Genomic DNA, 25,586 nt, shown 5'->3' with positions numbered 1-25,586 from the left:
ATAAATTCTGCCGCCTGTTCTTCCGGCAATAACCCGAAAATGCGTTTCGCCGCCATAAGCTCTTCTTCTGTATTGCTGTGGTTCTTCGCAGTATCGTAAATAAAAGTGTCGCCGGCATCAATTTCGACTATGTCATGAATCAAGACCATTTTTAAAACTTTAAGCACATCAATGGGTTTGTCTGAATGTTCGGCCAGAATAAGGGTCATCATGGCGAGGTGCCAACTGTGTTCTGCATCATTCTCCCGCCTGTCGCTGTTGAATAACTTGGTTCTTCTCTGAATGTACTTTACCTTGTCAATCTCTTTGATGAAAGCGATCTGTTTTGCTAAATTGTCTGATTGAACTGTTTGGTGCTTTTAATTGCGATTGATTTTTGTAAATTTAAGCTGATTTAAATATTGCTTGGTTAAGTAATAAATTTTAAATTCATTAAATCTTTGATTACTACTAAAATGCCTATTCATGCTCATATGAATCGTAGACCAGATTATGCCGGAATATTCTGATGTTTTGTTCTGCAGATGATTGAGATAAATTTTTCTGAAATCAGAATCCTCCAAAAAAGTTTTGTAGTCAAAATTTAATAAATCTTCTCTTATTTCGGAATATTCCTTGTTAAATTCTTTCCTTTGCTCTGAGGTTAATTCAAATTCTTTTGAGAAATTAACAATCGATGTTTCGCAATAATTAATTGCGTCATCTAAAGGTAAGTTAAAGAAGTATAGATAGTTTCTCATTTTTAAAACAGCAAGGGTTTTTAAATTTTTCTCGTCCGGGTTTTTGGAGGTAATGTTTTTTAAAAAATCACGGCTGTCTAAATCGAAAATCTTCTCGGTTAATGCCATCATTTCTTCGCCTCCATATCTCCTTTTTTCCTGATTGTAAGGCAATATTTTATAAGAACTTATAAGATTTCTGGTTTTTAAATCGTGAACAGTATCGATTATATGTGTTTTGTCTTCGATTGATTTTGTTTTAAATCGTAATCTTAAGTGTCTTTCTGGGTTGTAATAGTTTACAAAAAAGAATTGATCAGTCTTGTTCATAGCTATAATCTTATTATAAATTGTGTTCAATATTTCAGAATCTGCTTGAGATTTACAATATAGTTCTAAATACAGCCAGTCAGAAGTTACTGCTGCATTTTGATGATTGGCATAAGAAATATCTAACTTACTGTAATCGATATTTTCTCTTTTGTAATGTGGATTTTGGACACCAACAACTAATTCATGAGCAAAATTTTCAACCCCATCAGTGATATTCGGTTCAAAATACTCATAAATATTTTCTTTTACATATAGCCACTTTTTCTCTTTTAATTTCTCATGCAGCTTTTTTAAATTTTCGGGGTTTTCAATATCAATAATAATTTCATTATAGGAATTTTTGATTATTAAGTGTTGTGAAAAATTATATTGTTTGATTTTAGCCTTAAGATAATTCTTGAATTCATCAATGTCTAAATTATTGTTAATCAGCATCATCTGTGCTGGATACAGCAAAATGCCTTCACTGAGATATATTCTGGCGATAAAAGGTAAAGAATGTTGGAATAAATTGAAGTCAAAAATTACAGGATAAATTTCCTGGTTGTACAATTCATAATCACATAAGAAATTATAAATATCTGAATCCAGAAGCCTTGAGTTTATTGCTGATACTTTTTTGGGCAAAATTTGTTTTTGAAATTGTTTGGAAACTAGTGACAAATTACCGTTTTCAAGATGTGCATAAATGTCAGATAATAAAATTGGATTTGAAGTTTCACTATGTATAGTATTTATCGGTATGGAAAAATCATAATGCTGTTCAGCCGGTGCTATATTGATACTTCTGAATGTACCAATGCAATTTATTTCAGCAATTATTTTATCTTCATTAGATTCTTTTTCGAATTGTATAACATCCTGACATGCAGTATGGGTTACATCGCTAAACCGAGATATCATTGCTAAAGCCGATTGATAACCTAAATTACGGATATATACAGTAGCTTTTTTGGATTCTTTTTCTGTTAATGTTTCTACTATGACAGAAAAAGTAGCCGGAAGTTTTTTTCTTTTGATTTCGATGTTTTCTTCAGTGGGAAGATTTAAAAAAAGGTTATTGTCTGAAGAATTTAGAATTTTCATTAAAATATCTTCATGCAATTCGATTTTGTTTTCGGTGTCGATTTCTAAATAATTTATACCGGAATACGGATTGAAAATTTCATTTAGGGGGATAAAACCCTCATTGTATCTCTCCTGGACTTTATTGATGAATTTGTTTAGTTTTTTATTTAAAGGTGCAGTTGTTGAATTGTATTGAACTATGAAATTTATGTATTGATTTATTTTTTCTTTAATTTCAGAATCCAATATACTTGCATGCTGAAAATCAAAACTGTTTATTGCATAAAAGTTCTTAGGCCTGTCACCGTTTGGAAAAATGTTGTTTAGTTCTTCAGTATAATTTTTTCTGAAATTTACAATATCTTTATTAGTAATGAGATTGTGTCTTTTTTGATCAATTAAATTTGAATGATAAGGCTGGAATAGACTGTTTAGCTTTTCAGTATAAGAATCAAATAAAAAAGATTCGATTATGACTCCGGTATCTATAGTGTCAATCAAAAAAGCCTCAATATTGAATCTGTCAAAACCTTGTTGTTCAAGACTCTCAATTACCAAATCTATTTTCTTTCCATTTTTAAATTGATCTAAAAGCCACGATAAGTCTTCGTCAAAATCAATTTCATTATATACAATTTCAATGTTGTCTTTTTCTTTTGGTTTAGACTTGTAAAAGCCAATTTTTGTATTGCTGACGAAATGGATGCTTGGATTAGGGAAGTAAACTAAATTACTCCAGTTTTTTTCAAATCCTTCATCTATTTTTGTTGTTAGGAACAAATTGTCATATTTGATGAATAATGATAGTTCATTTGATTTGGATATCCTTGTTTCATCCCCCCATTCTAACACTCCAACGTTATTGAAAATCCCAAAAGGGGTAGGGTTCATGTGTGCTCTCGCAAAATAATTATATAAAGAACCTTCTGTCTTTTTTGTTTTGTTTTTATTTAAATCAGCATATAAACTTTCTGAAGCAGTTAAAACACAAGTTTTAAATAGTTCGTTTGATTGATAGAAATCATACAAATTATCTTTGTTAATCTCATATGACTGTACAGAAAAATTTGCGACTCTTTTGATGATTTTATTGAAAAAATTCATTTTTAAACTTTTATTTAAATGGGTATATTAAAGAAGATTGAAAACTTCTAGCCATTTAGTTGTTATTTTATTGTTAACTGTCAAGATGACTAATCCCAGTCCTACTTTTCCGACCAATAAATTCGATACAGGAAAATAACTTTCGGTTACATTGTTGTACCAATTATATTCTTCGTAATTATTTGTTTGTTTTCTCATGATTTCAAACCAATATTCTATCTCTTTGTCATAATTGATTTTGTATTTCAATGAGGCCAAATAAAGTTGTATTATAACTCCGGAAGATCCATGACAAAGTCCAAAATCTTTAACTCCTGATTCGGTAAAATTTAATTTCGCGCTTTGATTCATTAGATATTCAGCCTCATCAGTCAAAGCCTTGTTGTTTAGGTAAATCCCTGCATTGTATAAGGCATTTGAAATTCCAAGGTCGCCTTGACACCATGAGAGCCTTGAAGGTAGATGATTGTCTGTTTCGGCTGATATTACATTGGCATAATATTGTTTGCTTTCATTGTCATATTTTCTTTGTGAAATTAAAAAATCAGTACATAGCTGTAATGCTTTATTAATTTCTAATTTGAGATTCGGTAAATTTGATTTTATATAAATTAAAAAATTCATGTAACTGGCAACTCCATGTGCTAAACCAAGTGAATAATGTTTTCCTCTGTTTTTATCATATTGAGCCAGAACTTCTTTGAAATCATTATTGATTTCTGTAATAAGCCTTTCAGAGAAGTTAGTCAGGATTTCTATGATTTTAATATCTTGATTTTTCTTATATCGCTCAATAAAATACATTGCAATCCCCATTGACTGATGCATGAATTCATATTTTTTTTCACTAATAAGCTGTTCAAAATCTTTTACTAAAAAATTGTCGATGTTCTCTAAATATTCTTCTTCTAATCCCAGATCATTATAGTGTAATCTCAATAAGGTTAAACCATATCCTGCCATCCCTGACGATAATGACATTGTACTTTCGGTATATTCAATAAGCTCGTTGGTTTTGGATATTGCAGTCAATAACTTGTTTTCGTATTCTTCAAGTTTATAAGCCTCAAATAATGAATCGTAAAATAAAATATATCCTGTTAGTCCGGTATATAAACCTATGTTGTCTATCTCGTTAAAAGATTGCCAAATGCTTTTTTCAATTTTGAAAATTATATCTTGTGTTTCCAATAAAATGTCGGTTTTAAGTAAAAAATGGTGCTATTTTCCAGACTCAATAAATTGTAAGGCACGCTCTAAAACTTCATCTCTGCCTTCTTGAATTCCTTTAATAGTTGGTTTGATTTTAATATCAGGAGTAACACCAATTCTTTGGGTCTCACGTTTGTCTGGGTAATAAACACCAATGCCGCTAAAACTGGAATGAAAGGCAGGCATATAGTCAATTTCAGTAACATTTCCGTCTGCTCCGGCCGTTTGACTACCAATTATTGTTGTGTTTCCGGATGTCTGAAAACACATGGCTGTCCACTCAGATTGACTCAGAGATTGTTCATTAACTAATAAAATGACCTTTCCTTTATAGTTGTTTTTATTTTGAAATCCACAAGTACTACCTTCTGACCATATAAATCTTCCGGGGTAATTTAAATCCGGTTTTGTGTAAATGGCAAATTCTTTTTCTTCTGCATTTATAAAGTTCGAAATGCCTTCATAAGTTTCTTTTGGATAGTTTCTAAGGTCAAGAATTATTGATTTTGTTGTTTTTAATTTATCAATCAATTCAGGGATGTCTTTTGTTTTCAATACTCCCATGTTAACATATCCAATGTTGTTTCCTATAATTTTTATTTTCTCTTTTTTGGAAGTGTATTTTGATTCATTTGTTAAAAGATAACGATTGGAATTGTAGTCAGTCCAATTAACTGTTTTTATGACTGTTTTGTTTTTGATTGAAAATTCCAGCGTGATAGTATCTTCTTTGCCTGATAAAACGGGTTCAATGATGTCATGTAAAAAACGTGCTTCATTTGAGGCGCAAATCAAATCTCTTTTCTCACGGATGATGTCCTTAATGCTCTTGTCATTTATTTTGGTAATGACATCTCCTGGATTTATAGTGTAATTTTCTGTCATGTGCTGATTCAAAACCTCTGTGACAATCATTTTTCCGTCAATTATTTTACAGATAACAGGGAGGTAATGTTTTTTGTTTTTGTACTTGAAAAAAACAACATGGGAATCATTTAATTTGGCAGTTAGCTTTTGCATTGCTGAATAAAAAGTATCATCATTTTGCGCCGAAAGAAAAACGGGAAGCATTTTTTCCAGTGATCTGTTCCATTTCTCATCCATTAAATACTTGTAGGGGAAGAAATACTCTACAAGGTTCCAGTAAGTAAACAATGCTAACATTCTTGAGTTTTTATCGTCGCTTTTGAAACTTGAAAAATCTTCATTTTTAATAAAAATATTGCCTCCTAAAAGTGTTCCGACATAAAATTGTTTTCCTTGAAATCGATTGTTTTCAATGAATTTTAATTTTTTAGAAATACTCTCTGTGAATACTTTTGAATTAGTAATCCAATTCAAATCAAAGTTTTTGTCAAAATAGTCAGCTTCTTTTGTCTCGGAAATAGGAGTTATTTCTTTTACCTCTCCCAAAGAATCTATCCAACTTTCCAAAAGAGACGAAAATTCCTCCTTGCTTTTGGTTTGTTCTACTTTTGGTAAAATTAGTAATAGTTGATTACTCCAGTTAAAATCACCATTGGCTACTTTCGGGTGGTAATACTTGAGAAACCCCCAAACTTTGCACGTTGTAATAAGTTTTTGGGAACTTTCAGCAGTATTTTGTGAAAAGGTAAATTGAAAAAAAAATAAAATAAGAAACAATATGTTTTTTGTCATTGATTTGATGATAAAGGGAATGCTGTGATTTTATTTTATTGAATGAATGTAAACATAACAATATATTTACGGAATTGGAAATTTAAAAAAAATGACCGTAATACATAATATTAGGTCATTCAAAACTTAAATTTTAAAAATAAATAACTTTACTTTTAAATATTCAAATCTTAGTCATTACAGCCACTGCACCATGACACATATGGATGAGAGGTTTCATTGCATTGTTTAGATGTACTCCAGCACCCTTTGCTGATGGCTTGTTCAAGTCCACCTTGTACTTTAGATTTTTGTTCATCTGTAAGTTTTACAACTTTCAAGTTTTTTAACTCCAATTTTTTCATCTTCTCTGTTTTTTAGATGATTAATAAATAATTTAAAGAGCTCTCACTATTTGATTTGTTCCTTGTGTACCAGAGTAAGTCAAATCTGTAAGAGTCATCGTCAAATATATGTAATACATTGTCTTTTTAACAAGGCTTTTATGAGATTTTTAATAAAATTCATTTTTTATTATTTATTGTAAAAAAAATTAAGAAACAGTGTGTTTGTAAAGGTTTGTCTATGAATGCTTTGGTTGGAGTGGAAATTTATTGGCTTATTTTTAATAATTCATCCGGATAGGATGTAGGTACAAAAAAGAAAGTACAAAAGTAAGTTAAATAATACAAATTCAAACTTCGTGTATAATGAAAATTTGAGTTTATTTCTTTACTTCTTCAAAATTCCCTTTTCCACACTTTCATTAATTAAACCCTCGGCATACTTCCAAATCGAAGACGAGCCGTCAGCAATCGCTTTTTTCTTCCCGTAAACTTTTTCATAAGGAACATTGAATTCGGCCCAGGTTCCGCCATTATTTGAAACGTTTTGCAACAAGGGTTCAAAGCGGTCCATCGTGCGTGCAAATTTTGCCTCATCGGTTTCGCCGTCTTCAAATTCTTTCCATACTGCTATAAATTCTGCCGCCTGTTCTTCCGGCAATAACCCGAAAATGCGTTTCGCCGCCATAAGCTCTTCTTCTGTATTGCTGTGGTTCTTCGCAGTATCGTAAATAAAAGTGTCGCCGGCATCAATTTCGACTATGTCATGAATCAAGACCATTTTTAAAACTTTAAGCACATCAATGGGTTTGTCTGAATGTTCGGCCAGAATAAGGGTCATCATGGCGAGGTGCCAACTGTGTTCTGCATCATTCTCCCGCCTGTCGCTGTTGAATAACTTGGTTCTTCTCTGGATGTACTTTACCTTGTCAATCTCTTTGATGAAAGCGATCTGTTTTGCTAAATTGTCCATCTGCATGGTTTTGTGGTTTTAGAGGATTCTTTTATTTTGATAATGTATAAACAAGCAAGTCGGAATTTTCTTCATCAACTCCAGTCAGTTTGAAATTTAAGTTCTCAAGTACTTTAGACGAGCTTCCGTTGTCTTTATGGGTAAAAGCTTCAATGCTTTCTAATTTCAGTGTCTGGAAAGCATAGGTTATCACTTCTTTCGTGGCTTCCGTTACGAAGCCTTTTCCTTGGTATTCATGTAAAAGTTCATAGCCAATTTCCCCTTTTTTAACTTCTTCCGAAAACCCGAACAAACAAATGGTTCCGATAAGTTTTTCATCACCTTTTTGGGTAATGGCCCAATAGTTTAAGGTGCTGTTTTCTCTTATTTTCCGGATGAACTGCAAAGCATCATCTAAAGTGTTGCTTAATGGCCGGTTGAGGTATTTGTTTATCGCTGCATCAGACCTAAGGATGAATATAGCACCCGCATCGCTTTCTGAAAGTTGGCGGAGTATAAGACGATCTGTTGTTAATGTTGGAAAAGGAGTAGCGTTTGGGTTTGTCATATCTTTCTGTTTTATTTTCTCCTGATTCTGGTGCAATCAATTGAAAAGGTTAATCGATATACTTCATACTTTTATAATCAAATTCACTGGTTTTATTCCCAATTGAATCGTAAACGGTTTCAATTCCGGATTCCTTACCGTTTAAATAGGTGCCTTTTTTCCTGATCTTTCCATTTCTGTGGAAACAATTGTAAGTGCCGTTTTTTATACCTTTTTTATCTACTTTGAATTGGCATTGTACCTGACCGTTGTCATGATATTCGGCAGAAGTTATCTCGGTATTGTTCTTAAAAAAGGAAATACCATAAATCATTCCTTTTGGTCTTTCGTAAACTTTAAAATAACAATTTCCGGAAGGATTTGAATAAATCGTTGGCGCCGGATTAGTTCCTGATGCTGAAGTGTCCTGATAAATAACGGTTGAAATGTCTTTAATAGAACCCAATACTTTTTTGGAATCTATTTTTTGGGCTCCGAAAATTTCTTCACTGAATTTTACCATTTGATTTTGGACCTTTAAATCAAATCGGACTTCTTCTTTGCAACTCATGGAGAGTAAGAATACAAGTGAAAGGATAACTGTTTTTTTCATTTTTTGCTGCTCTTTACAAATATACCGAAAGTTTGGATTCAAAAGGTTGGTGAATTGTATTTCAATCAATTAAATAATTTTCGTAGCGTTGTCAGGATATCGCCGCTTTTGGGTACATCATTAAATGAAGGATTATCTTTGAAATCGTTTATTTCTGTCGGTTCCGTTATTTCAACATATGCAAATGCAGCATTACACGAATCAACTTTGTAATTTGTACTGAATGAAACATCTGAAACAGGTAAAAGTGTTCTGTATATGATTTTGTTTTGGGATATACTCCCATTGGTTTAAAAAACTCGAATGCCACATGCCTCCGCCGGATTCTAACCATACACAATGGGTTTTGCTCTTAATCAGTCCGGCATATTTCTCCAATGGGATTTTAAAAAAATCAAATGGTTTTTCGAGTAAAGAATAACTGAAAAGTAAAGTGCCCGGGTCCAACAATTTTAGCCTGTAGTAGCCTTCATACGCATCAATTAGCAATAATTTATTACCAAAACCGAATCTTGCCTGTGTGAGATAATGCCCGTTATCCGAAAATTCATATTTCACTTCCAGTGTTTCTAAATCAATTAATTTGGTTTCAGTATGACCATTGATGACGCAGTATTGGTTTGTGTGGTCAAATTCATTTCCAATTAAAAAACCGATGTTGAATTCAGCTGTATTGCCATTTTCAAGATTGGTGATTTCTACACCGTTCCGCGTCGGTAATGCCAGAAATTTATTGTCATTTGAGGTGACCGAAAAGTAAGAAGGATCAGAGGTTGTGAAGGACTTAATAACCACATTGTTCTTTAAAACTTTTACGGTGCGGATGTACAGACTCATCCTGATTTCTTCAGGCTCGGTAAATTCAACAGTATACTGGTTTGCTTTAAAAGTAAAATCAGTTTTTTCAGGGAATTTCCTGAATTCAAAATTGTTCAGGCTGGTTTCAGATAGTGCCATATGATTATGCCGTAAGACTTGATATTGGTTAAGGTTTGTACAGATTCTTTTTCTATTCTTTTGTTGTCAGATTGAATTTTATGGTTCCGCCAAGTCTACAGAACGCTAAAATGAGACAAAACAATAAGGCGGTGAGTGTGTTTTTCAGTTTGCTCATTTTGTGTTGTTTTATAATTCCGGCTTCCCGATATCATCAATCGATTCTTTTTCCTCTTTTTTGCCCTGAACTAACCGCAAACCATATTTTGCAGAGAAGTAAGCAATGGTTGAAAAAAACAGAACCCCCATAAACATACCAAGGGAATATCCAAAATCAAATGCACTGTAACGGTCAATTTTTCTGATGACCGATAAGGTTTCCCTGATCAGGACTAAAAATGCGGCTAGCCCTGATATGCCTGCAATAATCAATAAAAGAATACCGGTAATTTTTTTTAAGATACGCATCTGATGGTCTGGTTTACATAATTTTTTGTTGCCCAGGTTTGATTTTTTCTTTTTTACCTAATCGTGAAGATTAAACACCGGAGAGGATAATCAATTTGTACTGGATCTATACTCTTTTTTAGATTTCCGGTTGTAAATTGCTTTAATAACTGCCTGAATAATAGTTACAACAATTAAAATGATCCCAATCATAAAACTGATGCCAATAATCCCGACTGCCGGAGTCATGCATTTTATATCCTCTTCACTTTGATTCATGGACATGGTAAAAAGAAAAAAGGAAACAATAGTTACTAATATCTGGGCCATGAAACTTGTGAAACCTATTTCGGTTATACTCATTTTGGTTAATCCTTTTATGGATTTATAACCGCAAATGAGTTGATAAACCAATGGCACGGCTAGCAGGATAAGCGAACACAATGATAAGATAATACTCATTAGTAATGTGGTTTGGGATTGTTGAAGCTAAATTATTGTCATTATAAGGCTTAGTGGCAAATATACACCGGATTATGAGTTTTACATTATTTTTCTTTTTTTACGGAATATAAAACACAAAGCTACATCAACTACCAACCCGTATACCGATAATTGACCGAGGAGGTAAAACCATTTGAATGACTGGGGTTGTCCAAGCATTTGTTTGGGTTGTTTGTGCTGTTTATTTTTTCATTATTGTCTTCTTAACGTGATTGATGTTGAAATAGAAGGTTGCAGGCAAATCTTGAAATGTTGTGTTTAAGATGTCAATAAAATAGCCATCGGGATCAGTCCCCGATCCCATGTTGCCAAGTTTGCAATCCATAAAAAAGCGGATGAAATATTGCCCGTCTTTCGGTCCCAGCGAAAACATGGGGTCTTTGATGTTTGTGCCAGATATGGTGGAACTTGCAAGCATTGCATTGTATATTTTGCCTGTTCTTATCATGAGTCGTTCGGCTATTTCCTTATTTCCGGTTTCTCCATAGGCATAAGCTAATTCCCTAAGAACCTTTATTCTGAAAGGGTTAATCTCTAGCGCTTTATTTCCGTATTCTATTGCTTCTTTGAATTTTTTGTTTTCATTCAAATTAAAAATTTCTGTATCAATGGTTAAAATGTCGAAATAAGGTTTGAAATTCTCATTGTCACTAAATCCGATCAGCAAACACAAAACTTCAAAATTACTCTGGGGTTCATGATTGGTGAATTTTTTTAATTGCGTTGAATAGGAATACTTGCTTTTTTCGTTTTTTGTTTCTTTAAGGATTAATTCATAGTGTCTTTTATAATTGAATTGCTTGATAGTATCCAAAGGAGATTGTGAATACAGATAGGTACTGATAAGTAATAAAATAAATGTTAGCTGTCTCTTCATTTTAATGTTTTCTTTTAAAAGTATGGTGCCTGATTTCGTTATGCCACTGGGTATTACCTCCAATCCGCCCTGTTGATAATAAAACTGCTTTCCTGTTTTTCAAAGCCCACTTTCGGATAATACTCCATCGCCGAAGGAACCGATAACAGCAATACTATCGACTCTTCACCCACTTTCTCCCGGGTCAGGTTGATGAGCTGCCTGCCGATGCCTTCTTTCTTGTACTCGCTTCTGACAGCAAGATCTGATAAATAACAACTCCATACCCAATCGGTGATTGAGCGGGAAACGCCTACCAGTACATCACCATCCCAAGCCGTAACAATCAAATTGGAATTGTCATACATCTTCTGGATGCGTTCTTTGTCATGGGTGGGTCTGGGCAAACCGGCATCATCATAAAGTTCGATAATCTGGTCTGCTGTTGGTTTTTCATCAAAACTGTATCGTATGTCCATAAGGGTAGTAGTGTTGGATTAAAATTTTGTAAGGTTAAATATCTTTTATTTCCATTGATAACTGCTTGACCAGTCATTGAAATTTTTTATCTCGGCGGCATGGGTTTTATGGTAGTCTAGCACATCTTCACTCTGTGAAGGAAGAAAAATGATATAGCTAAAAGGTTCAACGAGTTTTTTGCTGTTCATTTCAATAAAATAGGGAGCAAGAAATTCCCAGTAATATCCTTTACCTCCTTTTTTTGATTCGGTCAGGGAACTGCAAATGGTTTCAAACTTGGTAATGAATTTTTGGCAAGGGGTTTTGTCCTTATTCTTGTCATCATAGTCTAATGCCGCCGCCATGGATAAAATCATATCCGTTGTTGAAAAATTATTCTCGGTTTTTTTTCCTTTCTCAACACCGTCAAGGACATTTGGATCAAGAACCAATGAAATTGATTTGTCGTCTTTTTGCGAAACACCTTGGGACATATTCTTAAGAATTATTTCATAATTGCCCTTGGCCCGGGAAGATTTATTGTCTAAAGTCAGGTATCGGCTTATGGCCAGAATGGAGGCAATCCTGTTTTTCTGTTCCAAAACACCCAATGCATTGAATGAACTCGAATGGTTAGGGTTTACTCTGGTAGCTTGCTGGAAAGCAAGAATTGACTTCTCAAGCTGATTGAAGTTGGCCAGGGTTACTCCCTTGTTGAAATAAAGTTGATGGTAATCCGGGTATTTCTTTATGCCTTCGTCATATATCTTTATCGCTTTGTCGGGTTGGTTTAAATGGTCCAATGAATTCGCATAAGACACATAAACATTTTTTACATCCTCTTTTTTGTGTGTTTCAATAGCGCGTTTGCAAATCTCTATCGATTTGTCGTATTGCTTTGCTGCATTGAGGGTCATGGCCATTTCCGAAAGTGCCAGCAAATTATCTTTATCGAGGGTAAGTGCTTCTTCATACACTTTCAGGGCATGGTCATATTTACCTTCATCATGTAATGTAACGCCTTCCTGAACTTTGTTCTCAGCCTCTTCTCTTTTCTGGGAATACGCTAAAACAGGTAGTAATGTCAAAATAATAAACAGTTTTTTCATAATTATTTATTTTTGGATTTTGTCTTGGGAATTCAGTAAATGCTTTCCGGCTTTGTGAAGATAGTGATTTGGTTTTGTATCATCTCATTGTGCCGGGAAAACCTGTTTTACCACAGGTTAGTTTCGGGTGATTGTTCTTCTGGTGTCGGGTTGGATTTGTTCAGAAACAATTTTTTTAATGTCTTCTCTCAGTTTTAAGTAGTCAATGTCTTTTTTATAAGTGAAAGAATAGTACGATCCGCTCACTAATTGATTGTTTATTTCCTGTTGCTTTTCTAAGATGTAATCAAACTTTGTATTCGTGCTGTTCTGATGAAACATCAACACATGAAACCGATAAAGCTGGTCTTTGTCGGAACCATCGGCATTCCGGCTGTAAACATAATAAACTACTTTGGTAAAACTTGATGAAAACCGGTCTTCAGGCAATTCCGGGTACCATTCGTATCCCCATATGTTTTTATCATCAAGAATGAAATAGTCAAAATTAAAATAACCGTCTATCCCTTCCGGAAGTTGCTTTTTATGATAGCGTTCATACAATTGGGATTTGTATTTCTTTGCTTCGTCCGGTTTTTTTAAACCAAAATTTGAAACCACCAGATTTTTGATCATCCAGGGTTCTCTTTTGGCAAAAGTCGTATCGAATACTTTCTGGCCGTCCCGTATCAGTTTTAAAGCTTCCTGGCCATATTCAAGTGATTTTGGAAAGTTCTCCTTTAATCTGGAACTGCGCTCAAGTTCGGTTTGCCGCCCCAACATAATACCAAAGGGTGTAATTGTAAAGGGTGTCCTGTAATTTGACTTTAGGATAAAGTTCTTTAAATAGGGTATAAGCTCCTGCAGTGTTTCCCGACTTTAATTGGCTTTCAGCCTGATTATATTGGATAAGCATGTCTTCCTGGCTATACGCAGTGGCCGAAACCAAAAGAATAAAAATAAAATGTAAATACTTCATTTGCAGATTTGGATTGGTATCGTCTAATTTAATAAATAGTGTTTAACCGCAACGGGATTCACTTTTTCTTTTTTAAATCCGATTTGTATTTTTCCCTCAAATCAACTCCGTCTTCAAAATAGGGAACATCAGGATGCTCCAATATGTATTCTTTTTGGACCATCCTGAAAATGGAATCAATAAAATGGTTTCCGTATTTCCGGTTAATTTCTTTGTACATTTCTTCTTCATAGCAAAACGGTTCAAATCCTCCAATCCTGACACACCTCCCTAAATGTTCTTTAGACTCTATGCCGTATTTGAGTAGTATTTCAGACATCTTTTTAAATTCACGAGGATGAAAGCCGAAATAAACCAGCTTCCCTTTTTGGATGTCTTTAAGTACTCTTGATTTTTGGTTTATGCAGAAAGTATCAATAACCGTAACTTTTAAATTCCGGTTTTTGAACCACATTTTGGCATATACTTCTTCACTATACACAATCAGATTTCCTTTTTCATCAAATTTTGCCGGATCTTCAGACTCAACCGGTTTATTGCAGGAACCCAGAATAAACAGTATAAAACAAAACAGTGATAATTTATTCATTTGCTTTCTTATTTGTTGGTTCTTTGGACTCAAAAATTAACGCTAAACTAAATAGTCAGCCTTCGGTTTTTGTTATTGCTGTATCAGTTTAAATTCTGCAGCCGAATCAAATAGATCCGGATTTTTGCATTGCAAAACGGCACTGTGTCCATCTGTGTCAAACAGTATCTTGCTGTTCCGGGAATCGGGAAACCAATGTATACTTTGGATTCTCCGGCCAACTAACGCTGTGACCAACTCATATTCCACGTCGGGATCTTTCTCATAATCGGTCAGGGCTGTTTCAGACCAAAACGGTAAACCGGCATCCAGATAAACCCGGTATGATACGTCTGTAGTATCTAAACGGTACTCCAGATACAGTAATTCGTTTTGTTCAGTCACACAACGGTTGAAACTTTCAATTGTTTTATGGGTGTGCTCGGGAAATATTTCATTACCGGCTTCAAATAAACTGTCTCTGGGCTCTAAACGCATTTTGTTATTTCGTTATTAGGTAATCCATAACGCAGATTTGCATCCGTGCTGGTGTCGTACCAACACAAATCTAAAAAAATAATAAATGATTTGTCTTGATTTATCTATCAAATGATACTTTCAGTATACAATCCGATAGTACAGATTTGCGTATGAACCGCAGGTAATCAGTGCCGTTCCATGCCGTCACAAATCCGGAAATATAAGCAATCTATGTTGTCTAATAAGTCTAAGCTGTCCAAGAAGTCCAAGAAGTCTAACCAGTCTGAGCAATCTATTGATCACCAAATGATATTCTCAGTATACGATTCGTTTTTGTAGTCGTCAAAATCTTTTACTTTCCGTGCTTCCCGGGTCAGAATGTCAAATTCCCAAACAGAAGAATTGTCTGCCCACGGATCAATTAAAAGCTCTGCCTTATGCGTATCGGTCTGCCGTATTTTGAATGTCCAGTGAACCGAACTGTCTTTGATTTCCGTCAACTCGGTATTGGTCCATAGTTTCAGGGTCGAACCGCCAACCAAACACCAGGTATTGTCATTGCTGATTAATCCGCAATTCGGGTCACCATAAAAATGACCAATGAAAATAGAGTCACTGGTGTCCTTGTTTGTCAGATAAGCATTCTCAAAAAGATGTCCCAAAACAAACTTTTCCGTTTCATGAAGCTTGGTATAACCGGGTTGGTGTATCATAGTCTCTGTATTGCTGTTTTTCCGCAATGGCTATGAGTACCGCGGACTGTTGTTGATAAAATTAGCAATTTTTGTAAAGAAATGAAAGAAGAAGTGTATTATTTTGTAAGTTTTTTCTTTGTTTTGTTTGTCGCCCGATGGCTCGGATTACCCCGTCAGTTCGTCTCATTAGGAATAACGGGATTGCGCAATGCAGTGAAGTGAATTGTATTGTATTGGGAACCTTTTGATAAATCCGGTCATAGCAGCTGTTTTTTAATTTTTGGACCTTATTTGTGCTTTTTTTAACAAGATTTTTTGGCGCATTTAACATCTGCTGTAGCAAATTGCCATAGGTTTGTCCGAAATTAATTAAACCAACTTTTTTATGAAGAAAACCTTTGTTATAAGTGTAATACTGTTTTCGTTTTTAGCCGGTAAAGCTCAAAATCAAAATGAAATCAATGGAAATCCATACGAGAAGAACAATGAAGTTACACTCAATCTGTTTTCACCTTTGATGGGGGCAGTTGAGGTAAGTTATGAAAGACATTTAAACAAAAAGTCATCATTGGGAAGTTCCTTTTTTTATGTCTACGATACAAAACTAAACCCGGATTTAAATTATTATGCCTCTCCATATTACAGAATGTATTTTGGTAAAAAATATTCTTCCGGCTTTTTTGTGGAAGGGTTTGGGGTGATTAGTTCCATCGATGGGGATAAAGTATTTGGCACAGAAGATAAATCAACTTTTACGGAAAAACCTGATGTTTTTGATCTTTCTCTCGGTGTAGGCCTGGGCGGTAAATGGGTTACTAAGGGCGGACTTATCTACGGTGCTAACCTTGGCTGGGGTAAACAATTATTTAATTCAGATAAAACAGACCACGACCAAGTAGTGAAATTTGGAATAAATCTGGGCTATCGGTTTTAAACAATACTGATGCAGTAATTCCCACAGTTATCAGGACCCGACTTTGATTTGGCAAACAGTTCTTTGTGTTTTTGCTTGGTGGGCACGGATTACTTCGTCAGTTCGCTTCGCTCGGGTGAAAATTCGTGTCATCGGGGTTTTAATAACCTACTGCTCAATCCTGACAACTATAAAACCTATGAAATCCCGACTCTGGGCTGCTCTTTAAATGCTATCTGTGTTGTAATAATCTGACAATCTAACTGTCTAACAATCTGATAATCAGCTGCGTGCAAAGTCTCCTGACTTTGAGCTTGTGTCTGTATTCTAACAATCCAACAATCTGATAATCCAAAAAAATACCGGTAAAGTTTTCACTTTACCGGTATTGCTTTTAATGCCCTTCTACACTTTCATCATATTTTAAAACAAAACGTTCTACTTTTTCAGGATTCAGTTTACAGTTCTCCAAAGTGTTGTCTGCAAGCAGTTTTTTGATAAGTAACTTTTTGGTGAATATGTAAGAACTTGACGTAAAGGTGAGCTTTTCTTTAAGGAATGTCACTTTGGTATAAAGGCGGGCATATCTGCTGTTGTGTATGAATTTTAAAAAGATTATTTCATTTCCTTCCAAATCAAGTATTGAGACATTGTTGGCATCTGAATCATTGATTTTAAGACATTCTTTACCGTCTACAGTGACGATATCATCTTTAATCTTAATTTCCTGGCTAAATCCCATTTGACTGATCAGGGTGAAGGCAAATACTAAAAAGTTTTTTTTCATTTTTTAATGTTTTGGATTATAATAAATAGTGTAATTCAGTCTCTTTTTTGATGATTCTTACATATTGTGGCTTTGTGAAATTAAGCCAATGTCAAATCATCCGGTCCGGCTAAAAATCAAATATATAAAATTATTTTTTCTGCTCACCGCTAGGCAAAGTCTCCTGACTTTTGAGCTTTAGAGTCTGTGTCTATATTTCCAATACTCTAATGTAAGCTATTCTTTAATTTATCAGTCAGTATTCTAATAGTCTGATAGTCTGATAGTCTGATAATCTGATAGTCTGATAATCTGATAATCTGATAATCGAAAAATCTAATAATCGAACAATCTCATCTACTTCTTCCCGAAAAACAAAAACTCCGTCAGCGGAGTATTGCTCCAACGGTCCCAAAACGTCGGCTTAATAGGGGATATCGGTGTAATGGGGCGAAACGGGACAATACCCTGGATTCTTTTCATCCGTTCAAACTTGGTAGGGATGTTGAGGGCATCTTTGGTTCCTCCAACGATATAACCTTTCCGGTCATAAATAATCCCGTCTTCGTACCAACCTAAAAAACTGCGGTTAAAGCCAATGATGCACAAATCATCTCCGTCCTTTTCGATGAAAGCTACCGGTTTTCCGCTCCACATAAATATCGTGGCATCTTCATCGTAATCAATATAAGCGATAGCTTCTCCGCTACTGTCAAAAAGGGTAACCTGTTGGGCGCTGGATGATAAGGATAAACTGATTATGGCTAAAAAGGTCAAAATGTACTTTTTCATGGATGGGATATAAATGGGTTTGTTTTTCAAATATAGTCAATCCTCAAATGGATAGACTATAGGCTTCTCAAAAGTCTTGCCAAATCGTACCGGAATTACGAAATAAAAAGCACAATCCTTCACTAATATCAAATATCTGAAAATAAATAATTTTTAGTGAATTAAATCCGGTAAGCTAACCCTGTCAGCGGTTTTAAACCCTGACAGCGGTTAAACAAGTCATATTTGTCCCTTTTGACACCCCAACAAGTCTAAAAAATCTAAGAAGTTGAAAAATCTAACTGTCTAACAATCCAACAATCCCTACCCCAAACCAATATCTTCCAAAAATTTATTACTGAAGAGTTTCTGTGCTTTCTGACTAAGGAAACCCGTCCGGTGTTGTTTCCATTTTGCGGCGTCATTGCCATACATATGATTAACAAGTCCTGGAAACGACCAGTCGGCATTCTTGCCCCAATGAATCGTAAAAGGGATATTGTTTTCTTTTAACACCTCAATCATGCGCGTGCAGAATTTTTCCAGTGTAATCATTTTCTTGTTTTTGGCCGGGTCCCAGATGATGCCGTCAATTTCGAGCATACAGGTAATCGGGAAACGCGTAAACGCAAGGGTGGCTTTTGACTGTTTCACAAACCGCATCGCATAAATGCCGGGTATCGGGCCTTCTTTTTTGGCCAGTTTGGTTAATAATTCAAGGGCTTTTGCCGAATCTTTGTAATCAATCCCCACCGAACAGGCAAAGGCTGGCCCCTGATAGCCTGCGTCCCAGAATATCTCGCCGAGCGTTCCTGTTATATTGGTGTCGGTTTGGGGTAAAATAGACTTTTCAAGTATTTTGATCAGCTTCGGGATCGTTCCTTTCCAGTTTTCCGCAATTTTGATAAAGAGTAAAATCAGGTCGCGGTAAATGGACTTTTTAACGTGTGGAACGGGATCAGGATAACCACTCCGATACGGTTTCTTATACATCAGTTCGATTACAAAGTCGTTGGAATCAACATACGGATTGATGAATATTTTGTAATGATACGGGCGCAATCCCTTGCCCTGTGCATCCACTTCTTCCGGAATGATAGTGGAAGTCCCTTTAAAATCCATCGTGGTGGCGAGTTTAAGGGCCTCGGTTTTCGGAATTCTTTTTACATAACGATTGAGTAAAAACCGTTCTTCCGTTACTACAACCACGCCGTGTATGAACCCGAAGGAACCCAATCCTACCAGCGCTGCATTAAATAATCCGTCATCTCTGATGATCCGGGAATGGGTCTGACTGATAAAAGCATCTGAAAGACAGGGCTCGGTTGCTCTTTCCAGATACACAATGTCTTGCGGATCAGGACCGGTGATGATGTTCAGTCCAACAACATAATCCTGTACCGAACCTTGATCCAGTGCAGATCCGTGTACTCCGGTTGAAATGCACCCCGCTATTGTCTGCCCGTTGCTGGCACCGGACGCTTTAAGTGATTTGCCGGTTAAATTCACAAAATTATGAATCTCCTTAACGGTATTCCCACATTGGAAAATGAAGATGTTGGCCGCATCATGTGTCGAATTGGTGTGCAGATCTTGTTTCTGGACGGCCATTTTCAGATTCATATACGAATTGTCATGCATGTTGTCTCTTTGATGAGCTATATGCGACATCGACCAACGGGAGCCAAAAGCCCTGAAACCTTCGTTGGCGTCTAAAGCCTGTTTCAGTAAGCGCTGGATTTCTTTTGCCGAGTCATTGTAACAGGTTAATAGACCCGTTATGGTTTTGTCCGGCTTGGTCTGGTGCATGAATTGGGAAGGTGTAAACGGACCGTTTTCATGCAGGGTATTCCACGATTTTATTTTCTTGGTGACTGTATTTGCCATATCATTCTTTTAAACAAACATATTTAACCTTTACTTTCCGGACTCTGCCGAAGGTGATACCGCTCAGTAAAACATGTCCAAGGGTGGTCCTGTACTCAACAGCATAAAAACCGCTGGAACCGCATTTCTCAATCAGACTGAATGAATCATTGGTGACCCCCAGCTTAATTACGGTGTCGATTACTGTTACCTTTTTGTTCTTGTAAAAATCCTGGGAATCATTACTGTAATCGGGTTCAGGGATGCCGTCCCTGCTAATGATCCGTACCGAATAACAAGAACTGAGGCTTGTCGATAAAACCAGTAAAACAACAAAGGTTTTAATGTATTTGGTGTATCTTTCTTTCATTGGTTAACGAGTTGAAATTGATTAAACTAACAAAACTCATTTTTATATAAGTTCTTGACTTATATAAAATTAACAAAAAATTACGTACATACATGCCCATATTTATGCTTTTTTACCATTTTTCAACCCTGACAGTGGTTGAAAGACTTAATCCAAAAATCTTTTTCCATCCACACAATAAAGTTACTTGATTCCGGTTTGCCGGTTAAATGCATAGGTGTTAGTGCGATATATAGCGTATATATAGCGTGTCAAAGTAGTATCAAAGTAGTATCAAAGTAGTATCAAAGTAGTATCAAAGTAGTATCAAAGTAGTATCAAAGTAGTATCAAAGTAGTATCAAAGTAGTATCAAAGTAGTATCAAAGTAATATCAAATAGCCGACGGTGGCTGAGCGGAGCCGAAGCCAAGTAGTATGAGACTGTTAAACAATTAGATTTTTAGACTTCTTGGATTTTGGACTATGTAATTTGCTTCGCCAGTTCGCTGACGCTCGTGTCTCCTCCGTCGAGATGACAAAACAAGAAAGTCTTCGATCCTCCAATTCATAATTCATAACTCATAATTCATAACTCATAATTCATAACTCATAATTCATAACTCATAATTCATAACTCATAATTCATAACTCATAATTCATAACTCATAACTCATAACTCATAACTCATAACTCATAATTCATAATTCATAATTCATAACTCATAATTCATAACTCATAATTCATAACTCAAAAAAAACCGTACTTTTGTTTTTTGTCCAAAATGCTTACGGTATACAGCCTAAAGCCTAAAGCTCAGATAGATGTATTTAATTTTTGATACGGAAACCACCGGTTTACCCCGCAGTTGGTCGGCTCCCATTACCGATACCGATAACTGGCCTCGTTGCATCCAGATTGCCTGGCAATTGCACGACGAAATGGGTAACCTTATTGAACATCAGGATTATCTGGTAAAACCGGAAGGGTTCAATATTCCCTATGATGCCGAGCGTATTCACGGTATTTCCACCGAATTGGCCATGGAAGACGGAGTATCATTATCTGAAGTCCTGGAGAAGTTCAACATCGCATTATCAAAAGCTAAATATATCGTCGGACAGAATGTAGGTTTCGATGTCAATATCATGGGGTGTGAATTCCACCGTATGGGGGTGGCTTCCACTATGGCCCAAATGCCGGTATTGGACACCTGTACCGAAACTACTGCCGAATTGTTAAAGTTACCCGGAGGACGCGGGGGTAAGTTCAAATTGCCCACACTGACCGAGTTGCACCAATTCCTTTTCAACGCACCTTTCGCAGAAGCTCACAACGCTACTGCCGACGTTGAGGCAACTACCCGATGCTTCATGGAATTAATCAAACGCGAAATATTCACAAAAGAAGAACTGGATGTTGCTGATGATTACTATGTAAACTTCCGTGAAAATAACCCGCAGGAAATACAGCTCATCGGATTAAAACACATCAACCTTAAGGCTGCTTCCGATGAGATCAGAAAGCGCTTAAAGAAAGTTGCACAGGAAGATACGCAGGTGCCGGTTTCGGAAGAAAGTATCCGCGATCTGGAACACAGCCGCTTTGCCCACCTGCACAATCATACACAGTTTTCAGTATTACAGTCCACCATTTCCATCCCGAACTTAGTGGCGGCAACGGTTAAAAATAAAATGACGGCCGTAGCCATGACCGATACCGGAAACATGATGGGGGCATTCCACTTTGTAAGTGCTGTTTTAAACCATAATAAAGCAGCCAAGGCTAAAAATGATGAGGCTGTTGCCAATGGGGAAGAACCTACAGAGGTAGAAGTGAAGCCTATCGTGGGTTGTGAATTCAATATCTGTATCAATCACAAAGATAAATCCCAAAAAGACAACGGGTATCAGGTTGTTTTTCTGGCCAAAAATAAAAAGGGCTACCACAATTTAGCCAAGATGTCTTCCATAGCCTATACCGACGGATTTTACTACGTACCAAGGATTGACCGCTCGGTGATCGAGAAGTACAAAGAAGATATTATTGTCCTGTCAGGTAACCTCTATGGGGAAATCCCTTCCAAGATCCTGAACATTGGTGAAAACCAGGCGGAAGAAGCTTTGGTGTGGTGGAAGGAACAGTTCGGTGCCGATTTCTATATCGAACTGATGCGCCACAATCAGGAAGACGAAAACAGGGTAAACCAAACCTTAATAAGTTTCGCCAGAAAGCATGATGTTAAATTGATTGCAACAAATAATACGTACTATGTAGCTAAGGATGATGCGAATGCACACGATATTTTATTGTGTGTGAAGGATGGTGAAAAGCAGGCAACTCCAATCGGCCGTGGCCGTGGGTACCGCTACGGACTGCCCAATCAGGAGTATTATTTCAAATCGGAAGCCGAAATGAAAAAGCTCTTCGCTGATTTACCCGAAGCAATAATCAATATACAGGATATTATCGATAAAACGGAAGCTTATTCACTCTACCGTGATGTATTGCTTCCTAAATTCGGTATCCCGGACGAGTTTATGGTACCCGAAGATGCCGAAGACGGTGGTGTTCGGGGTGAAAATGCCTATTTAAGACACCTGACCATCAAGGGCGCCGAAAGACGGTACGGGGAAATTACTCCTGATATACAGGAACGTCTGGACTTTGAATTGCTCACGATCTCGAATTCCGGTTACCCGGGTTACTTCCTTATCGTACAGGATTTCATCGCCGAAGCCCGCAATATGGATGTATCGGTAGGTCCCGGACGTGGATCGGCTGCGGGTTCTGCTGTAGCATACTGTCTCGGGATTACGAATATCGACCCTATCAAGTACGATCTCCTTTTTGAGCGTTTCCTGAATCCTGACCGTGTATCCATGCCCGATATCGATATCGACTTCGATGACGAAGGACGTGGCCGCGTAATGGATTATGTAATCAATAAATACGGGGCAAACCAGGTAGCACAGATCATTACTTATGGTAAGATGGCGACCAAGTCGGCTATCCGTGATACCGCCCGTGTATTGGACTTGCCGCTATTCGAAGCGGATAGGATTGCGAAGTTGATCCCGGGAATGATGCCGTCTAAATGGAACCTCGCCCGTTTTCTTTCCGAGAAGGAGGAAGATGTGAAGAAGGCACTCCGTTCAGATGAATTCGACAGAGTGAAGGAATTAATCGCCATCGCCAATGAAGGGGAACTTTCAGGTGAAACCATCCAACAGGCAAAGGTGCTGGAAGGTTCTCTCCGTAATACGGGTATACACGCTTGTGGGGTAATCATCACACCGGATGATATTACTAATTTCGTTCCGGTAACCACTGCAAAGGACTCTGATCTATACGTAACCCAATTCGATAACTCGGTTGCAGAAAGTGCCGGATTACTAAAGATGGACTTCTTGGGTCTGAAGACCCTGACTTTAATTAAAGATACGGTTAAACTGGTAAAGTACCGCCTCGGTATCCAATTGGATCCGGATACTTTTCCTATTGATGACGAGAAAACATACGAGCTCTTCCAACGCGGGGAAACGGTCGGTATCTTCCAGTACGAATCCCCGGGAATGCAAAAATACATGAAGGAACTGAAACCTACGGTTTTTGGTGACTTGATTGCAATGAACGCACTCTACCGTCCCGGTCCGTTGGAGTATATACCTTCTTTCGTCCGCCGTAAAAACGGGGTAGAGGAAATTACATACGATTTGGATGCCTGTGAAGAATATTTATCAGAAACCTACGGGATTACGGTATACCAGGAGCAGGTAATGCTTTTGTCCCAGAAGTTGGCTAATTTCTCTAAAGGTGATGCCGACGTACTCCGTAAAGCGATGGGTAAGAAGCAAAAGGAAGTACTGGATAAGATGAAGTCTAAGTTTATCGACCAGGCAGTGGCTAACGGTCATGATGCTAAAAAGCTGGACAAGATCTGGACCGACTGGGAGGCGTTCGCGAGTTACGCCTTCAATAAGTCGCACTCCACCTGTTATGCCTGGATTGCTTACCAAACGGCTTACCTGAAAGCGCATTACCCCGCCGAATACATGGCGGCCGTACTTTCCAATAACATGAATGATATCAAACAGGTGTCGTTCTTCATGGAGGAGTGTAAACGCATGGGACTGGCAGTATTAGGTCCTGATGTGAATGAGTCGTATTATAAATTTACGGTAAACGAGGACTATGCCGTGCGCTTCGGAATGGGAGCCATTAAAGGTGTTGGGGAAGGTGCCGTAAATACCATCGTTGAAAACAGAAAGGACGGTAAATACAGATCTATCTTCGATTTGGCTAAACGTATCGATCTCCGCTCTGCTAATAAAAAAGCATTTGAGAACTTGGCACTGGCCGGCGGTTTCGATTGCTTTACGAATACGCACCGCGGACAGTATTTCCATCATGACGGTGATAATGTTACGTTCCTGGAAAAGGCTATCCGATACGGTGCAAAATCACAGGAGAATGAAAACTCATCACAGGTGAGTTTATTCGGGGAAGCATCTGATGTCCAAATCCCGGAACCTGTCGTGCCGCCTTGTGAGGAATGGCACACCATGGAGAAACTGGCCCGTGAAAGGGAAGTAGTGGGGATTTACATTTCCGGACATCCGCTTGATGATTACCGCTTCGAAATGAAGTACTTCTGTAATGTCAAACTGGACAGCCTCAAAAATCTGGAACCATATGTGACCAAGAATCTGACTTTCGGAGGTATCGTTTCCAATGTTCAGCACCGTACGGCCAAAAACGGTAAGGGCTGGGCTACCTTCAATGTGGAAGGGTATGATGAGAGTTTTGAATTCCGTATTTTCGATGAAGAATACCTGAAGTTCCGACACTTTTTGGTGCAAAACCAATTCGTTTTCTTTAAAATCAATGTCAAGGAAGGTTGGGTAAACCGTGAAACAGGCAAGAAGTCAGACCCAAGGATGCAGTTTCTGGAAGCTAAGATGCTTGCTGATGTATTGCCTACTTACGCCAAAAAAATGATTATCCAGTTTTCTATTTATGATTTGAAAGAGGCATTGGTCAAAGAATTACATGAATTATTCATGATGAACCCCGGCGACCATCAGATTACCTTCGAAGTCCTGGAATTGGAAAAGATTAAAAAGGAATTGCAAATCACATCCATGCCGGATAATGCAGAAGGAAGTGATGAGGTCTCTCCGGACGATCCCGAAACTGAAATCGACATCCCCGAAGAGAAGGAAGAAATCGTCATCAAAAACATGCTTTCCATGCCAAGCCGGAAGATAAAAATCAAGATTACTTCAGAGCTTTTACAGGCTTTAGAAAAAATGCAAATAAACTTTAAAATAAATTAGTTTTTTAATTATTATTTTTTATAGGAACGCATAATAAATTTG

The 25,586-nt window shown here is 36.9% G+C and carries 25 protein-coding genes; 2 read left to right on the top strand and 23 right to left on the bottom strand.

Features of this window, described 5'->3' with window-relative positions; genetic code table 11:
* The 19 genes from NAT51_RS05520 to NAT51_RS05430 form a co-directional block, all read right to left on the bottom strand.
* Positions 1-320 (bottom strand): HD domain-containing protein (locus tag NAT51_RS05520; RefSeq protein WP_250596250.1); only part of this gene is annotated, 320 nt, incomplete at its 3' end.
* Between the two features lie 39 nt (positions 321-359).
* Positions 360-3,224: a lantibiotic dehydratase gene (locus tag NAT51_RS05515; RefSeq protein WP_250596221.1), complete on the bottom strand. Its 2,865-nt coding sequence runs from the start codon at positions 3,222-3,224 to the stop codon at positions 360-362.
* 27 nt (positions 3,225-3,251) lie between these two features.
* Positions 3,252-4,415, bottom strand: a complete 1,164-nt coding sequence (locus NAT51_RS05510) for a lanthionine synthetase LanC family protein (RefSeq protein WP_250596219.1) — start codon at positions 4,413-4,415, stop codon at positions 3,252-3,254.
* A 30-nt stretch (positions 4,416-4,445) separates the two neighbouring features.
* Complete coding sequence (locus NAT51_RS05505; RefSeq protein ID WP_250596217.1) at positions 4,446-6,095, bottom strand: S41 family peptidase; 1,650 nt, start codon at positions 6,093-6,095, stop codon at positions 4,446-4,448.
* Between the two features lie 170 nt (positions 6,096-6,265).
* Positions 6,266-6,439, bottom strand: coding sequence for a hypothetical protein (locus tag NAT51_RS05500; protein WP_250596210.1), 174 nt, complete (start codon positions 6,437-6,439; stop codon positions 6,266-6,268).
* A gap of 367 nt (positions 6,440-6,806) precedes the next feature.
* Complete coding sequence (locus NAT51_RS05495; RefSeq protein ID WP_250596208.1) at positions 6,807-7,397, bottom strand: HD domain-containing protein; 591 nt, start codon at positions 7,395-7,397, stop codon at positions 6,807-6,809.
* Positions 7,398-7,422: 25 nt separating this feature from the next.
* Entirely contained in the window at positions 7,423-7,938 is a 516-nt protein-coding gene (locus tag NAT51_RS05490; RefSeq protein WP_250596206.1) for a GNAT family N-acetyltransferase, read from the bottom strand.
* Positions 7,939-7,987: 49 nt separating this feature from the next.
* Entirely contained in the window at positions 7,988-8,530 is a 543-nt protein-coding gene (locus tag NAT51_RS05485) for a toxin-antitoxin system YwqK family antitoxin (protein ID WP_250596204.1), read from the bottom strand.
* A 201-nt stretch (positions 8,531-8,731) separates the two neighbouring features.
* Positions 8,732-9,487 (bottom strand): hypothetical protein, encoded by a 756-nt coding sequence (locus NAT51_RS05480; protein WP_250596202.1) that lies wholly within the window; start codon positions 9,485-9,487, stop codon positions 8,732-8,734.
* Between the two features lie 168 nt (positions 9,488-9,655).
* The gene (locus tag NAT51_RS05475) at positions 9,656-9,934 is read right to left on the bottom strand and encodes a hypothetical protein (protein WP_250596200.1); all 279 of its coding nucleotides are present in this window, start codon (positions 9,932-9,934) and stop codon (positions 9,656-9,658) included.
* 90 nt (positions 9,935-10,024) lie between these two features.
* Positions 10,025-10,375 (bottom strand): hypothetical protein, encoded by a 351-nt coding sequence (locus tag NAT51_RS05470; RefSeq protein ID WP_250596198.1) that lies wholly within the window; start codon positions 10,373-10,375, stop codon positions 10,025-10,027.
* A 223-nt stretch (positions 10,376-10,598) separates the two neighbouring features.
* Positions 10,599-11,294, bottom strand: coding sequence for a DUF4919 domain-containing protein (locus NAT51_RS05465; protein ID WP_250596197.1), 696 nt, complete (start codon positions 11,292-11,294; stop codon positions 10,599-10,601).
* Positions 11,295-11,347: 53 nt separating this feature from the next.
* Entirely contained in the window at positions 11,348-11,752 is a 405-nt protein-coding gene (locus tag NAT51_RS05460) for a GNAT family N-acetyltransferase (RefSeq protein ID WP_250596196.1), read from the bottom strand.
* A 45-nt stretch (positions 11,753-11,797) separates the two neighbouring features.
* Positions 11,798-12,841: a tetratricopeptide repeat protein gene (locus tag NAT51_RS05455; protein ID WP_250596194.1), complete on the bottom strand. Its 1,044-nt coding sequence runs from the start codon at positions 12,839-12,841 to the stop codon at positions 11,798-11,800.
* Positions 12,842-12,958: 117 nt separating this feature from the next.
* Entirely contained in the window at positions 12,959-13,603 is a 645-nt protein-coding gene (locus NAT51_RS05450; RefSeq protein ID WP_250596193.1) for a hypothetical protein, read from the bottom strand.
* Positions 13,578-13,799 (bottom strand): hypothetical protein, encoded by a 222-nt coding sequence (locus NAT51_RS05445; RefSeq protein ID WP_250596192.1) that lies wholly within the window; start codon positions 13,797-13,799, stop codon positions 13,578-13,580. The genes NAT51_RS05450 and NAT51_RS05445 overlap by 26 nt, the downstream gene beginning before the upstream one ends.
* A gap of 58 nt (positions 13,800-13,857) precedes the next feature.
* Positions 13,858-14,388, bottom strand: coding sequence for a hypothetical protein (locus tag NAT51_RS05440; protein ID WP_250596191.1), 531 nt, complete (start codon positions 14,386-14,388; stop codon positions 13,858-13,860).
* Between the two features lie 72 nt (positions 14,389-14,460).
* Positions 14,461-14,865 carry a hypothetical protein gene (locus tag NAT51_RS05435; protein ID WP_250596190.1) on the bottom strand — a complete coding sequence of 135 codons (405 nt, stop codon included), beginning with the start codon at positions 14,863-14,865 and terminating at the stop codon, positions 14,461-14,463.
* A gap of 281 nt (positions 14,866-15,146) precedes the next feature.
* Entirely contained in the window at positions 15,147-15,560 is a 414-nt protein-coding gene (locus tag NAT51_RS05430; protein WP_250596188.1) for a hypothetical protein, read from the bottom strand.
* 367 nt (positions 15,561-15,927) lie between these two features.
* On the opposite strand from NAT51_RS05430, the gene NAT51_RS05425 reads away from it, so the two are divergent.
* Positions 15,928-16,476 carry a DUF3575 domain-containing protein gene (locus NAT51_RS05425; RefSeq protein WP_250596186.1) on the top strand — a complete coding sequence of 183 codons (549 nt, stop codon included), beginning with the start codon at positions 15,928-15,930 and terminating at the stop codon, positions 16,474-16,476.
* A 373-nt stretch (positions 16,477-16,849) separates the two neighbouring features.
* On the opposite strand, the gene NAT51_RS05420 is transcribed toward NAT51_RS05425, so the two are convergent.
* From NAT51_RS05420 to NAT51_RS05405, 4 genes are all read right to left on the bottom strand, one after another.
* Positions 16,850-17,242: a hypothetical protein gene (locus tag NAT51_RS05420; protein WP_250596185.1), complete on the bottom strand. Its 393-nt coding sequence runs from the start codon at positions 17,240-17,242 to the stop codon at positions 16,850-16,852.
* Positions 17,243-17,578: 336 nt separating this feature from the next.
* On the bottom strand, positions 17,579-18,013 hold the full coding sequence (locus tag NAT51_RS05415; RefSeq protein WP_250596183.1) for a 4-fold beta flower protein: 435 nt from the start codon (positions 18,011-18,013) through the stop codon (positions 17,579-17,581).
* Between the two features lie 303 nt (positions 18,014-18,316).
* The gene (locus NAT51_RS05410) at positions 18,317-19,879 is read right to left on the bottom strand and encodes an FAD-binding protein (protein ID WP_250596182.1); all 1,563 of its coding nucleotides are present in this window, start codon (positions 19,877-19,879) and stop codon (positions 18,317-18,319) included.
* Between the two features lies 1 nt (position 19,880).
* Positions 19,881-20,228 carry a hypothetical protein gene (locus tag NAT51_RS05405; protein ID WP_250596179.1) on the bottom strand — a complete coding sequence of 116 codons (348 nt, stop codon included), beginning with the start codon at positions 20,226-20,228 and terminating at the stop codon, positions 19,881-19,883.
* An 801-nt stretch (positions 20,229-21,029) separates the two neighbouring features.
* Between NAT51_RS05405 and dnaE the strand changes: the two genes are divergently transcribed.
* Positions 21,030-25,544 carry a DNA polymerase III subunit alpha gene (gene dnaE, locus NAT51_RS05400; RefSeq protein ID WP_250596177.1) on the top strand — a complete coding sequence of 1,505 codons (4,515 nt, stop codon included), beginning with the start codon at positions 21,030-21,032 and terminating at the stop codon, positions 25,542-25,544.
* The last annotated feature ends 42 nt before the right edge of the window (positions 25,545-25,586 follow it).

Source organism: Flavobacterium amniphilum (assembly GCF_023634845.1).
Taxonomy (GTDB): Bacteria; Bacteroidota; Bacteroidia; order Flavobacteriales; family Flavobacteriaceae; genus Flavobacterium; species Flavobacterium amniphilum.
The sequence above is the reverse complement of the archived record's forward strand: the minus strand, read 5'-3'. Positions and strand labels throughout refer to the sequence as shown.

What these genes read in the sequence shown, in the direction of transcription:
- dnaE (WP_250596177.1), top strand. Translation starts at nt 21,030, where the DNA reads ATGTATTTAATTTTTGATACGGAAACCACCGGTTTACCCCGCAGTTGG.
- NAT51_RS05450 (WP_250596193.1), bottom strand. Translation starts at nt 13,603, where the DNA reads ATGTTGGGGCGGCAAACCGAACTTGAGCGCAGTTCCAGATTAAAGGAG.
- NAT51_RS05440 (WP_250596191.1), bottom strand. Translation starts at nt 14,388, where the DNA reads ATGAATAAATTATCACTGTTTTGTTTTATACTGTTTATTCTGGGTTCC.
- NAT51_RS05420 (WP_250596185.1), bottom strand. Translation starts at nt 17,242, where the DNA reads ATGAAAAAAAACTTTTTAGTATTTGCCTTCACCCTGATCAGTCAAATG.
- NAT51_RS05495 (WP_250596208.1), bottom strand. Translation starts at nt 7,397, where the DNA reads ATGCAGATGGACAATTTAGCAAAACAGATCGCTTTCATCAAAGAGATT.
- NAT51_RS05480 (WP_250596202.1), bottom strand. Translation starts at nt 9,487, where the DNA reads ATGGCACTATCTGAAACCAGCCTGAACAATTTTGAATTCAGGAAATTC.
- NAT51_RS05500 (WP_250596210.1), bottom strand. Translation starts at nt 6,439, where the DNA reads ATGAAAAAATTGGAGTTAAAAAACTTGAAAGTTGTAAAACTTACAGAT.
- NAT51_RS05430 (WP_250596188.1), bottom strand. Translation starts at nt 15,560, where the DNA reads ATGATACACCAACCCGGTTATACCAAGCTTCATGAAACGGAAAAGTTT.
- NAT51_RS05465 (WP_250596197.1), bottom strand. Translation starts at nt 11,294, where the DNA reads ATGAAGAGACAGCTAACATTTATTTTATTACTTATCAGTACCTATCTG.
- NAT51_RS05410 (WP_250596182.1), bottom strand. Translation starts at nt 19,879, where the DNA reads ATGGCAAATACAGTCACCAAGAAAATAAAATCGTGGAATACCCTGCAT.
- NAT51_RS05425 (WP_250596186.1), top strand. Translation starts at nt 15,928, where the DNA reads ATGAAGAAAACCTTTGTTATAAGTGTAATACTGTTTTCGTTTTTAGCC.
- NAT51_RS05475 (WP_250596200.1), bottom strand. Translation starts at nt 9,934, where the DNA reads ATGCGTATCTTAAAAAAAATTACCGGTATTCTTTTATTGATTATTGCA.
- NAT51_RS05470 (WP_250596198.1), bottom strand. Translation starts at nt 10,375, where the DNA reads ATGAGTATTATCTTATCATTGTGTTCGCTTATCCTGCTAGCCGTGCCA.
- NAT51_RS05515 (WP_250596221.1), bottom strand. Translation starts at nt 3,224, where the DNA reads ATGAATTTTTTCAATAAAATCATCAAAAGAGTCGCAAATTTTTCTGTA.
- NAT51_RS05405 (WP_250596179.1), bottom strand. Translation starts at nt 20,228, where the DNA reads ATGAAAGAAAGATACACCAAATACATTAAAACCTTTGTTGTTTTACTG.
- NAT51_RS05460 (WP_250596196.1), bottom strand. Translation starts at nt 11,752, where the DNA reads ATGGACATACGATACAGTTTTGATGAAAAACCAACAGCAGACCAGATT.
- NAT51_RS05455 (WP_250596194.1), bottom strand. Translation starts at nt 12,841, where the DNA reads ATGAAAAAACTGTTTATTATTTTGACATTACTACCTGTTTTAGCGTAT.
- NAT51_RS05415 (WP_250596183.1), bottom strand. Translation starts at nt 18,013, where the DNA reads ATGAAAAAGTACATTTTGACCTTTTTAGCCATAATCAGTTTATCCTTA.
- NAT51_RS05505 (WP_250596217.1), bottom strand. Translation starts at nt 6,095, where the DNA reads ATGACAAAAAACATATTGTTTCTTATTTTATTTTTTTTTCAATTTACC.
- NAT51_RS05445 (WP_250596192.1), bottom strand. Translation starts at nt 13,799, where the DNA reads ATGAAGTATTTACATTTTATTTTTATTCTTTTGGTTTCGGCCACTGCG.
- NAT51_RS05490 (WP_250596206.1), bottom strand. Translation starts at nt 7,938, where the DNA reads ATGACAAACCCAAACGCTACTCCTTTTCCAACATTAACAACAGATCGT.
- NAT51_RS05485 (WP_250596204.1), bottom strand. Translation starts at nt 8,530, where the DNA reads ATGAAAAAAACAGTTATCCTTTCACTTGTATTCTTACTCTCCATGAGT.
- NAT51_RS05435 (WP_250596190.1), bottom strand. Translation starts at nt 14,865, where the DNA reads ATGCGTTTAGAGCCCAGAGACAGTTTATTTGAAGCCGGTAATGAAATA.